This is a genomic window from Vibrio atypicus, from assembly GCF_009811315.1.
GTDB lineage: Bacteria > Pseudomonadota > Gammaproteobacteria > Enterobacterales > Vibrionaceae > Vibrio > Vibrio atypicus.
In genome coordinates, this window is sequence record NZ_BLID01000001.1 from 361,151 (window position 1) to 375,470 (window position 14,320).

General features: G+C 36.5%; 13 protein-coding genes. All 13 read right to left on the reverse strand.

The window, feature by feature from the left end; all coding sequences use genetic code 11:
- Window positions 1–114: 114 nt before the first annotated feature.
- The 13 genes from GVO60_RS01590 to wecB all read right to left on the reverse strand — a co-directional run bounded on the left by GVO60_RS01590 (window position 115) and on the right by wecB (window position 14,307).
- Window positions 115–756, reverse strand: a complete 642-nt coding sequence (locus GVO60_RS01590) for a hypothetical protein (RefSeq protein ID WP_159650846.1) — start codon at window positions 754–756, stop codon at window positions 115–117.
- The gene (locus tag GVO60_RS01595; RefSeq protein ID WP_159650847.1) at window positions 753–1,487 is read right to left on the reverse strand and encodes a WecB/TagA/CpsF family glycosyltransferase; all 735 of its coding nucleotides are present in this window, start codon (window positions 1,485–1,487) and stop codon (window positions 753–755) included. Before GVO60_RS01595 ends, GVO60_RS01590 begins: the two co-directional genes overlap by 4 nt.
- Complete coding sequence (locus GVO60_RS01600) at window positions 1,474–2,658, reverse strand: aspartate-semialdehyde dehydrogenase (RefSeq protein WP_159650848.1); 1,185 nt, start codon at window positions 2,656–2,658, stop codon at window positions 1,474–1,476. Before GVO60_RS01600 ends, GVO60_RS01595 begins: the two co-directional genes overlap by 14 nt.
- Complete coding sequence (locus GVO60_RS01605) at window positions 2,658–3,731, reverse strand: glycosyltransferase family 4 protein (protein ID WP_159650849.1); 1,074 nt, start codon at window positions 3,729–3,731, stop codon at window positions 2,658–2,660. Before GVO60_RS01605 ends, GVO60_RS01600 begins: the two co-directional genes overlap by 1 nt.
- Window positions 3,731–5,071 carry a phenylacetate--CoA ligase family protein gene (locus GVO60_RS01610; protein ID WP_159650850.1) on the reverse strand — a complete coding sequence of 447 codons (1,341 nt, stop codon included), beginning with the start codon at window positions 5,069–5,071 and terminating at the stop codon, window positions 3,731–3,733. The genes GVO60_RS01605 and GVO60_RS01610 overlap by 1 nt, the downstream gene beginning before the upstream one ends.
- Complete coding sequence (locus tag GVO60_RS01615; RefSeq protein ID WP_159650851.1) at window positions 5,071–5,574, reverse strand: serine O-acetyltransferase; 504 nt, start codon at window positions 5,572–5,574, stop codon at window positions 5,071–5,073. The genes GVO60_RS01610 and GVO60_RS01615 overlap by 1 nt, the downstream gene beginning before the upstream one ends.
- Before the next feature lie 83 nt (window positions 5,575–5,657).
- On the reverse strand, window positions 5,658–7,073 hold the full coding sequence (locus GVO60_RS01620; protein ID WP_159650852.1) for an O-antigen ligase family protein: 1,416 nt from the start codon (window positions 7,071–7,073) through the stop codon (window positions 5,658–5,660).
- Window positions 7,066–8,205, reverse strand: a complete 1,140-nt coding sequence (locus GVO60_RS01625; protein ID WP_159650853.1) for a glycosyltransferase family 4 protein — start codon at window positions 8,203–8,205, stop codon at window positions 7,066–7,068. The genes GVO60_RS01620 and GVO60_RS01625 overlap by 8 nt, the downstream gene beginning before the upstream one ends.
- Before the next feature lie 2 nt (window positions 8,206–8,207).
- Window positions 8,208–9,308 carry a glycosyltransferase family 4 protein gene (locus GVO60_RS01630; protein ID WP_159650854.1) on the reverse strand — a complete coding sequence of 367 codons (1,101 nt, stop codon included), beginning with the start codon at window positions 9,306–9,308 and terminating at the stop codon, window positions 8,208–8,210.
- Window positions 9,286–10,722, reverse strand: coding sequence for an oligosaccharide flippase family protein (locus GVO60_RS01635; RefSeq protein ID WP_159650855.1), 1,437 nt, complete (start codon window positions 10,720–10,722; stop codon window positions 9,286–9,288). The genes GVO60_RS01630 and GVO60_RS01635 overlap by 23 nt, the downstream gene beginning before the upstream one ends.
- Complete coding sequence (locus GVO60_RS01640) at window positions 10,715–11,872, reverse strand: VpsD family glycosyltransferase (protein ID WP_159650856.1); 1,158 nt, start codon at window positions 11,870–11,872, stop codon at window positions 10,715–10,717. The genes GVO60_RS01635 and GVO60_RS01640 overlap by 8 nt, the downstream gene beginning before the upstream one ends.
- 16 nt (window positions 11,873–11,888) lie before the next feature.
- Window positions 11,889–13,139: a UDP-N-acetyl-D-mannosamine dehydrogenase gene (gene wecC, locus GVO60_RS01645; protein ID WP_159650857.1), complete on the reverse strand. Its 1,251-nt coding sequence runs from the start codon at window positions 13,137–13,139 to the stop codon at window positions 11,889–11,891.
- A 31-nt stretch (window positions 13,140–13,170) separates the two neighbouring features.
- The gene (wecB, locus tag GVO60_RS01650) at window positions 13,171–14,307 is read right to left on the reverse strand and encodes a non-hydrolyzing UDP-N-acetylglucosamine 2-epimerase (protein WP_159650858.1); all 1,137 of its coding nucleotides are present in this window, start codon (window positions 14,305–14,307) and stop codon (window positions 13,171–13,173) included.
- Window positions 14,308–14,320 lie beyond the last annotated feature (13 nt).

Sequence of the window (14,320 nt, forward strand, 5' to 3'; positions counted from 1 at the left end):
TTTACTTAAACACTTTAGCAATGATTAGAGAGCAATAAAATAGCCATATTAGTCAAAAGCCTTCTCATTTTTTAGAATGAAAGCTTTTTTCTAAGCCAAGAATCGTGGAGCAAACTACTGGCAAGCACTAACCTTTACTTTATTAAATGCCAGCATATTACATATTCGTTGTTTACCTGGAGAATAGGTAATCATTTGATTCAATAACGGTCTATATTTCCATTTTCTAGCAATGGAAAGCAACTGAATAGAAGCTTTAACTCGCTTTTCACCCGCCATAGATGACCAATTTGAATAAATATAATCAATATTGAACAATAATGTGGATGTGGAGTACGGGCCAAAATGAATAGAAGCTGCTCGGTGCATTTCTTCAGCACGAGTATCGCCATTCTTATTAGCTAACTTTGCTAACTCAATATGAGTACTTGGCCATGTTGGACGAAGATGTGAACTAGACAAATAAATTTCATTCGCTCGTAAGAGGCTGCTGGAATTTTTGGTTAGGTAATTTTTCCAAAGAAGTAAGCTACCATAGGCATCTAAGCTATGTGCTGTAGTCAATAACGCGTTTGAATTTGGGGGATACAGCCAATTCTCGATACCATTACCTTCCTCTATTGTAAATCTAGAAAGCGTTTGTACATGTTTCTCTATTGCACCTATATAAAGAGCGTCCCCCATATATCGAGTACTAGCGACCAACAGAAGAACTGCCCCCAAAACAAATAAAGTAGAAGTGAGTATACGCATCATTTACCAGAAAATTTTTCTTTCAGCAGTAACCACATAAATTTAGAATTTGTAACTAAATAGCGCTTCCACATACGGCGAGGTTCTTGAAGAATGCGATAGAACCACTCTAACCCAGCATTTTGCATCCATTTAGGAGCGCGATTAACTTTACCTGCAACAACATCAAAAGTGCCACCAACTCCCATTACAAAATCAACACCTAACTTGTCTTGCCATTTGTTGATGAAGTTTTCTTTCTTTGGTGAAGTGATTGCGACAAATAGAAGCTTAGCGCCAGAATTGCGAATTTTGTCAACTACAGCTTCTTCATCATCCCAGAAATAGCCATCATTAATGCCCGCCACGTGTAAATCTGGATAGAGTGTTTGTACAGTTTCGTTGGTTTTTGATACAACCTCTTCTGTAGCACCAAGTAAAAAAACAGGGAAGTTTCTTCTAGCACTCATTTGGAGTAATTCATGGAAAAGGTCAACACCCGCGACACGTTCAGGAATATTATATCCTAAAAACCGAGCACCAAATACAACGCCCATTCCATCAATATTTATAACGTCACAGGCTTTAACTGATTCAGCCAAAGTTGGATCTTTTTGCATGTTGATAATTTTGGCGACATTGACCACAACGTGCTGCAAAAAATTACCCTGTGCTACTTTCTCTTCAATATGAGACACCGTCTCATCCATTGTAGCTACGTCCATTGGTGTGTTTAGAAAATCAATTCTTTTCATGCAAGGAACCATAGTTAATTAGAAATGAGAATGAATAGTAAACCCACGCTTGGGTCCATCTTATATAGTTAATGTTATTGCTAAAGTGATGATGCTTTTGGTATGCGAAGTGTTTTTTTTCAGGAATATATAAGTTCTCGATAGATTTTTTTACTACTTTTTTAGTAAACGAGAGATCTTCGTCAGATTGTCCTACTTTTATTAAGGTAAAAATCGCTTGAGATACGCAGTGCATATCAAGTGGGTACTTATTGGTATTGTAATATTTAGCGGTGCCGTCGGCTTCAAACAAATGTTCTTTGTAGTACCTTAATCCTTTATTAATAGCCTCAGAAAAATCTCTTATTTGTAGTGACTCACTTAATAGATGCAAAGCTTCTAAGTTGTAGCCTGTGTGAAATCCATCAATAAATTGATGATGATGGCGAGCGCCATAAACCCATGACCCGTTTGGTAGCTGATCTTTTACTGATTGATGAGCAACTTCAAGAGCTAAATTGCGATATCTATCATTATTTGTAAGGCTAGCAACATGAGCTACCCAAGCCGCTCCCCATAAACTTGCGTTGTGAACAAAAGCATCTTCACCAGGAATATAGGCGAAGTATCGCCGGCCTTCCAATTCGGTATATAAATTTTTCACGATAAAGTTGGCGCTATCAAGAGCGGCTTCCCGGTACTTGTTTTCGCCAGTGATCTTACTCAACGCATATAGTGCCTGCGCTACATAAATAGTGGTAATAACATTCGGCTTGCCTTTTGGCACAAAAAACGCACGAGCTTTCCAGTCAAAATGATAGCCCCAACAAGCGTGTTTCCATACATCCCTATCACTTTGCTGTGTTAGAAGCCAATCACCTAACTCTAGGGCTTGATCTAAATAGTTGTCATCATTTTTGTGTTGGTAATCCTCAAGTAAACCCATCAAAAAAAGAGCCACACCTTTCGGGTTGCGTCTTTTGGATACACCAAGTAAAGGCCTAATATTAATGATTGACCGCTTGTTAAATTGAATCCATGCTAAGCCAAAGATACCTTTTTTTAGGCTAGGGAATAGTTTGAATAAATTACTATTCAAACTATCAAAAGGGTCATAACCAGCAAAATTATTTTGCTTAGCGGATTCGAGCGTACTTTTTGAAATCGCCTGGACCTGATCATAAAATTCCATTACTTACTCATTAACTCCGTGTAAATCTTATCTAACTCAGGAAACACTGCTTGCTTGCTAAAGTTATTAATAAATTTCTTTTTTGCGCTAGCAGAATAGGCAACATTTAAGTCACGATTGCTGATCATAGTTTTTAAGTGAGTCGCTAACATTTCAACATCACCTGCCTCTATTAATAGGCCATCAACACTGTCCTCAATTGCATCTGGAATACCGCCGGCGGTTGAAGCGACTACGGGGATATTTGCGGACATAGCCTCAAGTACGCCCATTGGGAACCCTTCGTTATAGCTCGGCAAACAGTAGACATCCGCTTTCCTTAGCCAAATCTTTTTTTGCTCGCCAGCAACCCAACCCAGGAAGTCAACATTATTAGAAATACCTAAATTTTTTACTTGTTGTTTGAAAGTCGCTACATCGCCGTCACCACCTAGGGTAAGACGAGAATCAGGGTATTCTGTTAAGACGATTGCAAATGCATCAATAAGATCTTTTACCCCCTTGCGTTCCCCTAGTCGTCCGAGAAATAGAATACGTCCATGGTCAATATTACTTCGGTTGAGATCTAGGGCATCAACTGCGTTATAGATAACATGGACTTTAGTTGGGTTACTAACGATCGTTTTCATCCACGAATGCCATTGCGTAGACAATACAATGACAGCATCGGCGAGATCGAAAGTCTTGCGAATATGCGCCTGTTTTTTAAAAGAACATTCGTTATTGTAAAACTCTTGGAATTCAGCACCATGGAGATGGAGAATGGTTTTGGCCCGAAACAATTTTGCTATGCGTATAATTACAGACTTACGCTTATAACTTCCTCGTGAAGCCATGTGAATGTGGACAATGCCAACGTTAAAAAAGGTTAGATAATAAGAAATTTTAATAATGGAAAATAAAAACAGGAAAATCTTATTTAACCCGAACCAATATGTATGGTTTGTATGTGTGGTTATATGACGCATATTCCAGTTGTCATAAAAGCCGCGGCTGAGAACATTAAGAACCGTCGCTATGCCTCCCATTTCTAGCATGCCTGTCGCGACTGTTATATTGATCTTTTTCCCCATTAGATATCCTTGATTGTACAAATAGCCTGGCGAGTTTTACCATTTTTTGTTTTTTGAATTTTGTCGACAATAGTGATAAATACATCCATAGATCTACCTAGACGCGCTTTTGTATTGTCTATAAGTATTCTTTCTTGCTGTTTATCAAAAACTTGGGCGTTGACGATAGCTTGAACTTCAATTTGGTTTGGATGATCTTGCTTAAATTGCGTTGCAATCAAGCCTTTAACGCCTTTTGGAATATGATTTAAGATATGAACTTTTTGTCCATCTTCGCCGATTAAGTAGTCTCCGATGCGGCCATCAATGCGATCTATAATTGGAAAAACTCGTCCGCAAGGGCAGGAGGTTTCATCTGATAAATACACATGATCGCCGGTTCTATAGCGTATGAGAGGTTGGAGATCATTATTAAAATTGGTGCCTATGATTTCATGTCGCCCACCACCGACGTCCTCAAGCTCGACGTGAGAATAATCAGTTAAAATATGGTAGCGTCCGTGTTCACAACTCCCTATAGCTGCTACTCGTTCAAATAGACCATACCAATCATACACTGTACATCCAAAGCGTCTTTCGATGATCTGTTTGTCTTCTAAACTGAGTGACTCAGAAGACGTTACAATTGATTTTAACTCACTAGGGTAATACAGGTCGTTGGTTTCGAGATGTTTTGCGAGAGTCAAAATCGATGAAGGGTATGCTTGTATCACTTGCACGCCATACTCCACCATCGCATCAATGTAACTTTGCAAATTGTTAGGCGACATATGGAAAGATGAAAGCATAATCATGTTCTCAAACCATGAATAGCGCCAGAACGCTCCGTTCTTTTGCTCTAACGGGACGATCATATCTCCTCTAATCCAAGCACGTTTATCACCTTGAACGAATCCTGCCCACTTTAAGTGACGTGCGACAAAAGCCTGTTCACGTATTACTGATTCCATGTTTTGCTTAATGACGAGAGGTGTTCCTGTCGTACCGCTTGTTGCACCAGAAACGATAAACTTAGGAGGACATTCATTTATAAACTGCTCACCATTCTCCCTAATATCTGACTTACTTATAAAAGGGAAGTCGTTTAACCAGTCGTTATTACTTTTGGTGAAATGTCTATAAAACGGTACGTTATTTGCTGCTTGATTAAGAATGTAACTCAGTCTTTGAGATGAGTATGCAATAAGTTGGTCATTATTGAAGTCATTTTTTTCTATTTCATTTAGTACATTAAATTGTTCTTTCCCCTCCCTCAGAGTTTTTCGAATTAGTGCTCGAAATGATAGAAGATAAGACTGTATAAATATTGGGGCTGTACGATACAATGTCGAAGTAAACATTATACGATTTCCTTTTCTGTCATGTATTCTGCCACATCATCGAGATAACTTTCATTTTTAAATATGTCATACTCAAGCTCATCGACTCGACCTATTATTTTGGCTGGTATACCACCAACAATAAAACCACTCTTGACACTTTTAGTCACTACTGAGTTGGGTGCGATGATAACCTTGTCACCAATTTCAACAGGACCTGCGATAACAGCCCCAGGACCAATAAAAACATCATCTCCAATGTTTGGCACTTTTTTATAAGGACCTTTACCTACAACTTTGCACCCAATCCCGATTCTGCATCGTTTGCCAATTTTTGCATTGTCAATAATGACCACGCCGATACCTTTGACAACAAGAAATGAACCGACACCAATATCGGCTGTCGGTGGTATTTTTGAGTTGTACAGTAAAAAAATCAACAATTGAATAATTTTAGGTAAAAATGGGATTTTTTTTAAGTGCAACCATCTTGAGATTCGATAGAAAAACATACTATTAGGCATAGACAGCTCCTAAATTAATCTATTAATAGAAAGAAGATTGAAAAAATAACAAGAACTAACAATAATAACCCTGTATAATCATCCTAATTTTGAGAACAAAAACCCCAGATCAGATACAGTGAAAGCGAGAGTGCTACAATTCCATCTTGATATGTAAAGCCGTAAGTTGTCGCGCATGTAGACCAAATAGAAATAATGAATGCTACCATCGCTACCACAATAGATCTATTAGCATTATAAGTTAAACAAAGGCAAATACGTATGACAGAAACAATCTTGCATAGTGCCCAACAAACCCCAAGCAAACCAAAACTAACCAGCAGTGTAATTAAGCCACTATCGTTAGTTTGCAACAGCAAAGCCCTTTCAACTTGACTTTCACTCAACCCTTTCTCGTCGATAACAAAATTGAATAACGATGCTGCATAACTAGAATGAACAAAACCAGGCCCAAAAATAGGGTAATCCAAAAAAGCTATAATCCTTTGTGGATTTTCAGTAAATCGATATATAAAATTACCTTCTCTATCTTTAACTTCAAAAAAGATAGAAAAAAATCTATCCATAATAAATCCGTCAGATTGAAATAAAATCATTGGTAAAAATAAAACCAAAACAATCAAAGCACATAGCAGCAACTTATATCGAGCTATACGTTCTGACAAAATAAACAAAACTATCAACCCTACAATGATTGCAACCCAATAAGTTCTAGTATAAGACAATAAAATTGAAAGCAATGATAAAATAGAAATTATTGTTATTATAAGTCTATTATGTGAACTATGCGTTGATATCAAAAATGAAGTAGAAGTAAAAAAGGAAATTGAAGCGATAAAGTAAGCAGGTAAATAAACTCGCGTAACTGAATCATCTACTGTTTCAAGCTGTCTCACAATAGAGTGTTCAGCTATTTCAAACCCTAATATTTGCAATAACATCATTACTACTTGTATAATCGCGATGGCAAAAATAAACTTTAGTAACTGATGCTTTTCATGCGTTGTAGAAAAAAATTTAACAAAATAAAAAAAACTAAGAATAAAAAGAAATCCTCGGCCGACTTTGAGAGATGAAATAACAGGTAAATCAAAGCGAATAGATGTGAGAAAGAACTGACATATCGTCATAAAAACGAAGCTCATTATGATTAATGTCAGTAACACAAAAACGTTATCTGTCGGAAAACGCCATCCTTCACGTAAGTTAGAAACAATGTAAATGCCAACCATTGAGATAAACAGCAGGTCATCGAATTTGAAAACACCGGGGATCCGAACAAAATGTTCAGGGTTAATTAACCCCAAAAAGTTGACTGTAGATAATATAAATAAATATCCAAATAGTTTTGGATTAAAAAATAGGAAACATACTAGCACAAAGATGATTGGAAAGAACAAAGTTTCGTAATTTTCAGTAACAGAGAAAAAAACGACATAAAAAGTTAATAACACAAACCCAAGGAAATAAAGCACTCTATTCAATTGTAAACTAATCACTATCTACCAAAACCTTATAAAATCTCTTTCCAACTGAATTCCAGTTGTAATAAGCCTTGACAGCTTTAATTCCAGATTCAGAAGCTTTAGAAAACAGCTCTTGATTACTAAGATAACGAAGAATTTCATCTGTTAATGCTAAAGAAGAACCGAAAGGCACAACTGACCCTGCGTTACTATCTACTAAGATGTCCGGCATTGCGTCAATATCCGAACCAATGCAAGGTAATCCGTGTGCCATAGCTTCAAGCAATACCAAGCCAAACGCTTCATAAGCTGAGTGAATCAAAAACATATCAACACTATTATATAACTCACTCAGCCTATCCTTGTCATATATACGGCCCAAGTACTTGACACCTTCTGTGGATATACATGGATCTACTCGCGGCCCAACTATTGTTAACGTTGCATTTGGGTACACCTTTTTTACGTCTGAAAAAGCATCGCAAATAAAGCTCCCTCCTTTCTGCTCGAACATTTTTCCGACAAAAAGAAAGTGCGGACCGTCTTTTGACAAGACACGCTTCACACTAGTATCCTTCGGATGTAAATTAGAACCATAGCCGACAACTGAAATAGAGCTTAATTGAACCCCGTAGTGCTCGACTAAAGAATGGCCTATATATTTACTTGGGATCAATATTTTCTTAGCTCTCAAATATAACTTACTCTCTAAATTATACCATTTAATCAATTCCGATTTTGAAGGAGGAAGCAAAGGGGAAATATTTTGGTCATTCTTATCTTCTGCTAGTTTCATCGTATAATCGGTTAGAATATATAACGGAATATCATTATGTATATACTTAGTGCAATCATAAGTCCCAGAGACTTGGATAATTCCAGAATAACGACCAACATCGTTCCTTTTTATATACTTTGCACACCACCTACTCTTTAGTTTAAATGCCCATGTGCTTTTTTGTAACATGTTATATTTTCGTTCTGATTTTAAAATCCATTTATTATAATTAAAATCGAAGCTAAGAATTATTGCTAAAAAATATAATCTCCATATTTTTGGTATAAAAACTATATCGAGTTCTAGATCATAATCTCTTAACTCTGAAAATATGTTTTCGCTTACTCCAGAAAAATTAACACTAAAAACCAAATATTTTTTCTTCATTATTAAATTTCCAAGTCTTGTATCAAAGAAAGTAGTTTTTTAATGTCATACTTCTCATCAAATAAATGAGAATGCTCCCTACAACGTTTAGACCATCTATCGCGCTCTTTCAAAACTAGGTAGATTACCGCTAGCCATGCGTGAGGATTTTTATAATCTTTAACAATTAAAGCGTCATCACAAACCGTTTCTGGTAAGCCTCCCCGGTTCGAGACTATAACAGGAATCCCATAGGACGAAGCCTCCACTGAAACCTTACCAAACGCTTCTCGCCATATCGAAGGAGCAAGAATCAACTTGCTAGTGGAATATAAATTTTCAACATCTTCAAAAAACGGATGAAACAATACATTGTCAATCATGTGTTCCTCGTATCCTCGCCCAATTACTCTAAACTTTTCATTTGGCATTAAGCGAGCTATTTTTAAAAAGGTGCTAATTCCCTTTACCTCTCCGCTCCCAATCATTGTGATATAACTGTCACTAGCATGTGGTTCTAAGATTGGTTTTCCAATAGAACTCGTAAATGGGTATATGATCCTCGGCTTAATTAATTCCTGTTCTTCTATCCTGTCAGCAATATATTTGGAGTTGGCAATCGTCGCATCTGAATTCTGTAGAGCATGACTATTCTTAATACAGTGAAATACAAAAAACGGATAGTCTATCAATTTTCTAATTTGACGCAGTGTTTTTTTTATTAATCCTGTAGCAGGAATATACTCTGGTCGTATATTTAAACTAAACTCTTCATGTACGTAATAAAAAGATTTCCTATTCTTATTGCAAGTTGCATTTACAGCTGCTATTCCAGTAGAACAATTAGCAATTACTAAATCATATTCATTCTTTGTAAAAAATTTAAATATTATAAAATAATTTATAAAATTATTAAAGTAATTGAAAAACTTTATATCTAATAGACTGACAATTTGAATATTTGGATAGTTAAACTTGCAATATTTATTGTATGCTCTTCGATCTCCTGATATTATGACAACTTCATAGTTGTCACAAAGCGCTTCGTACATTTGGTTTATACACGTTTCTGCTCCACCGACTTTATACTGAGCGTTGACACTAAATATAGCGATTTTTTTCATTCAAGAACCTCATAACTTTCTTTCCAAACACAATAGGATCTCTTTTATATTGAAGAGAAAAAAACATACAAAACATAAAAGACACTAGTATAGTAATTAAAAAGGCCATTTTCTCAGTGACAACATTAATCATAAACATAGAAGAAATATAAAAAATCAGCGTTACTAAGACCGGTTTTACTAATGTAGCCGCGTAAGTCGAAATCCTAATGGGTACTACAGTATTCAAAAAAATCAACTGTAGAATAAGAAAAAAAGTTTGAGAAAAGACATATGCCCACGCCACACCAAATATCGAATACTTTTGATATAGAACTAAAGATAATAAAACTAAGCTTATTAATGATAATATATTTGAAAAAAGCTCTCTATATACTATTTTCTGAGATTTCAATAGATCACCGACAACAATAGAGATTGAAGATATAATTACTCCAAAAACAAGAATTTTTAACATCTCGGACATAGCGATCCACTTTTCGCCATAGATAGTAGTAACGATCAAATCTGAATAAAAAAATACAACAAAAGCAATAGGGAGAAATAGGAACGCTAACGCACTGATGGTTGTCACAAAAGTATCTCTTAAAAATAGCCTATCATCTTGTTTTTTTGAGAATTCTACGAATAACACAGAGCTAACATTACGAACTATTTGATTAAGCGGCATTTTTAGTAGTTTTAATGCTCGAGTATAGAGCCCTACTCCTGAAGTACCACCAGCTAACGACACAAAATACTTATCTATATTGGCGGTTGAGAATAGAAAAACACTTTGTAATGACATAGCAATCGACATTCTACTATGTTTGGATATAACCTTATAGTCAAAACCAGCCAATAACCTATACTCTTTTCCACAAAGCCAAATAACCATGACTAACTTTGCTGCTTGTCTTATCATAAAAGAATACAACAATGAATATATTCCTAAACCAACACTTGCCAATGTAAAAAGTGAAGCAGCATATATAACCACTGAAATTAATTCAGATGCACCAGTTTGCCAATATTTTTCTTTTTTGAGCAGTGCTGTTCTATAAATATACTCTGCAGTCAAAATTGGAGCTGTCCAAACCAAGATTTCATAACTATTATAAATACTTTCTGCATCAAAAAATGGTGCGTACAAGTAAAAAAAATAGTATGAAACCATCGATAATATAAAGCTCAAGACAACAACAGTACAAGCGATACTACAAAGGTCTAAAGATGTTGAACTCTTATTCTGTACAAAACTTACTGCGAGGCTCTTTAGAGATAGTACACTGATTAGTTCAACAGCAATTAGCGCCAACGCAAACACACCAAAGTCAGATGGTGACAATATCCTTGCGATAAATATTTCGACAGAAAAGACAACTACTTGTGACGTAATATTAAAACCACCCGTAGAAATAATACTTTTAATCATTAGAAATTAACTCATTTAAGTATATCGATTCATATCTATTAATAATGCTCTCCACTGAAAACTCTTCCTTAATCATTTCATTTCCACAAGTCTGAGAATGTTTATTAAGTCGTTGCACAAGTTTTGCTATATTTAAGTAATCATTAGGTTCGACTATATTTAATAACTCATTTTCTTGTTCTCTTTTCGATAAATCAGATATAACGCCTGTATTAGAACAGATCACCGGCAATTTGGAAGCGATCATTTCAAGTGGAACCAGACCAAACGTCTCTTCTTCAGATAAAAAAACACCAATATCAGAATTTACGTAAAAGTTTATAATTTCTTCAATAGACTTAGCCCCCATAAAGTGAATATTTTCAACAAGTCCATATTGTCTAATCACTTTACAAAGATGTTCATAATAGGACGAATCAGAAACGGGGCCTATAACTTTTAATCGAACCGGCACTTTAGCCTCTTTCAGCTTTTTAACTACTTCGACCAAGTGATGAATACCTTTTCTTTTGGTTATTACTGCGCAAGTTACTAACTCAATCGTCCGGGTATTTGTCCTAAAGACCGGCTTAAAATATCTATCATCTATTGGATTGTAAACTACATCAATTTGTCTTTTCGTTTCACCTTCCACGCTATATTTTAAATATTCACTTACACTTGTATAACGCGAGATACTCTTATTAGCAAGAAATGGGATAACTATTTCATATAAAAAATTATTTAGAAACGAACCTCGTTTTCTACATATTTTCTTGTAACTATGAAGGGTTAATACTTTCGATATATTTGTTCCTAGACAGACAACCCAAGAGTTCAAATGTGAATGTATCAAATCAGGGGAAAAATCTAAAATTTGCTCCTTAATTTTTTTATTCTGATAGACTAAGTTTGGAACAAATCGATTTAGCTTTATATCATTTTTTACGTTAAATTTAACAATTTCCAAATTAGAGTTTAGCTTTTCAATTACTCCTTCTTGTATTACTTTATTCATTGGGTCGAAAGCAACTACCCTATATGAAAACTTATTAGAAGGAGACTGATGAAGCTGCTTTAACAACATTTGACATACAGAATCTACTCCTCCTGCACTTGTACTACCCCAATCCGTCGTCGAAAGAGGCGATATTACTAACACTTTTTTCATTTTAGCTAATATCTTATTAATAACTTAATCCAATAATACCGCGCGTATCAATCACGACTTTAGTTGCAAACTGTGTTTTGTCTGCTGCTTTAAATTGCTTGTGATCAACGAGGACAACAATGATATTGGCTTTTTCCAAAGCCGCATCGAGTGTCATTTGCTCCACGTCAGCATGGACTAGTTTCTCGGGCAATGAGTGGACATTTGGCTCTACAGCTAAAACCTGACCAATGTTTTTAGCTGCTAGCTCTTCGACAATCTGCAGGGCAGGGCTTTCACGGAGGTCATCAATATCGGCTTTAAATGCTAAGCCAAGACAAGCAATGACAGGGCGTTTAAACTCGTCAGCAGCTTTTTCGATTTGGTCGATAACATAAAGCGGTTTTGCGTCATTCGTTAAGCGTGCTTGACGGATAATTTTCGCGTCTTCTGGCGCACTATCAACAATAAACCAAGGGTCAACAGCAATACAATGTCCACCAACACCTGGCCCTGGGCTCAGTACATTGACACGTGGATGGCGGTTAGCGAGCTTTATTAACTCCCAAACGTTGATTTTCAGCTTGTCACAAATTACAGACAACTCATTAGCAAATGCAATATTCACATCACGGAACGAGTTCTCAGTTAGTTTTGCCATTTCCGCTGTACGAGCATTTGTGATAATACATTCGCCACGTACAAAGGTTGAGTAGAGTTCGACAGCTCTTTCGCTACACGCTTTAGAAAGGCCACCAATAACACGATCATTAGAAACTAATTCTTGCAGTACATAGCCCGGAAGAACTCGTTCTGGGCAGTGGGCAATTTTGATATCAGCAGCTTCGCCTTTATCTTGTGGGAAACTTAAGTCCGGTCTTGCTGCCGCTAACCATGTAGCCAATTTCTCTGTCGCACCTACTGGTGAAGTAGATTCTAGAATCACCAGATTTCCTTTTTCCAGTACAGGCGCAATTGCTTTACATGCTGCTTTAATATAAGAAAGGTCTGGCACTTTATCGTCTTTAAATGGCGTTGGAACTGCCACCATAAAGGCGTCTGCTTTTTCGGGTGTAGTAGTCGCTCTTAAGTTCCCGGTACTCACAACGCCTCGAACTACAATGTCTAAGTCGGGCTCTACAATGTGGATGTTACCTTCATTAATCGTATCAACAGCGTTTTGATTAACATCTACACCAACGACTTCAATACCACGAGAAGCAATAACTGCGGCTGTTGGCAACCCAATATAACCAAGACCAATGACAGAAATTTTTTGGAACGACATGATTTTATTCCTAGTATCTTAAAGTGAAAATTTATGAAAAGTATTTACGAATCGCGTCGATGATACGATTACACGCTTGGCCGTCACCGTATGGATTATGTGCCTTACTCATTTTTGTGTAGGCCTCTTCATCCTTCATTAGGCGATTTACTTCTGAAATGATGGTCGCTTTATCTGTTCCAACTAACTTAACAGTCCCTGCTTCAACAGCTTCTGGACGTTCTGTAGTTTCGCGCATAACCAATACAGGCTTTCCAAGTGAAGGAGCTTCCTCTTGGATACCACCAGAATCAGTCAAAATAAGATACGATCTATCCATTAAATAGACGAATGGTAAATAGTCTTGTGGTTCAATAAGGTAGATGTTGTCGATACCTTTTAAAATACGATTTACTGGCTCTTGAACGTTTGGATTTAAGTGCACTGGATAAATAATCTGTGATTCTGGGTTATTTTCTGCAATTTCTGCCAACGACTCGCAAATACGTTCAAAACCACCACCAAAACTCTCTCTTCTATGACCCGTAACCAAAATTAGTTTTTTGCTTGGGTCCAACATTGGAAACAAATGGTTTAGAGTTTCGGTTAAATCACTATCTTCGACTAAACGTTGTTTAACTAGCATTAACGCATCAATTACTGTATTCCCTGTAATAGACACGTTTGTTTGGTCTATATTCTCTGCAAGTAAGTTATTTGCGGAACCCTGAGTCGGCGCGAAATGCAAAGAGCTTAAGGCCCCGGTTAATTTACGGTTTCCTTCTTCTGGCCAAGGAGAGTAAATATTGCCAGTTCTTAAACCAGCTTCCACATGCCCAATAGAAACTTGTTCATAATACGCAGCTAGGCTAGCCGATAGAGTTGTAGCAGTATCACCATGTACAAGCACAATATCAGGCTTAAACTCCTGCAAGATTGGGCGGAGTCCTAAAAGAATTCTTGAAGTTACATCATTTAATGATTGACCTGTTTTCATAATATCTAAGTCAAAATCAGGTTTAATGTTAAATAGGTCTAAAACTTGATCTAACATCTCTCTATGTTGAGCAGTGACACACACTTTCGCTTCGATACCAACAGCATCATCTAGCTCTTTAACTAAAGGAGCCATTTTAATTGCTTCTGGACGAGTACCGAAGACAGTTAACACTTTTATTTGCGAGTTCATCGTTATCCATTAC

Bases quoted from the DNA above. Each gene is read 5' to 3' on its own strand.
- GVO60_RS01610 (WP_159650850.1), bottom strand. From the start codon at position 5,071: ATGTTTACTTCGACATTGTATCGTACAGCCCCAATATTTATACAGTCT.
- GVO60_RS01605 (WP_159650849.1), bottom strand. From the start codon at position 3,731: ATGGGGAAAAAGATCAATATAACAGTCGCGACAGGCATGCTAGAAATG.
- GVO60_RS01635 (WP_159650855.1), bottom strand. From the start codon at position 10,722: ATGATTAAAAGTATTATTTCTACGGGTGGTTTTAATATTACGTCACAA.
- GVO60_RS01615 (WP_159650851.1), bottom strand. From the start codon at position 5,574: ATGCCTAATAGTATGTTTTTCTATCGAATCTCAAGATGGTTGCACTTA.
- wecC (WP_159650857.1), bottom strand. From the start codon at position 13,139: ATGTCGTTCCAAAAAATTTCTGTCATTGGTCTTGGTTATATTGGGTTG.
- wecB (WP_159650858.1), bottom strand. From the start codon at position 14,307: ATGAACTCGCAAATAAAAGTGTTAACTGTCTTCGGTACTCGTCCAGAA.
- GVO60_RS01640 (WP_159650856.1), bottom strand. From the start codon at position 11,872: ATGAAAAAAGTGTTAGTAATATCGCCTCTTTCGACGACGGATTGGGGT.
- GVO60_RS01590 (WP_159650846.1), bottom strand. From the start codon at position 756: ATGATGCGTATACTCACTTCTACTTTATTTGTTTTGGGGGCAGTTCTT.
- GVO60_RS01595 (WP_159650847.1), bottom strand. From the start codon at position 1,487: ATGAAAAGAATTGATTTTCTAAACACACCAATGGACGTAGCTACAATG.
- GVO60_RS01625 (WP_159650853.1), bottom strand. From the start codon at position 8,205: ATGAAGAAAAAATATTTGGTTTTTAGTGTTAATTTTTCTGGAGTAAGC.
- GVO60_RS01630 (WP_159650854.1), bottom strand. From the start codon at position 9,308: ATGAAAAAAATCGCTATATTTAGTGTCAACGCTCAGTATAAAGTCGGT.
- GVO60_RS01600 (WP_159650848.1), bottom strand. From the start codon at position 2,658: ATGGAATTTTATGATCAGGTCCAGGCGATTTCAAAAAGTACGCTCGAA.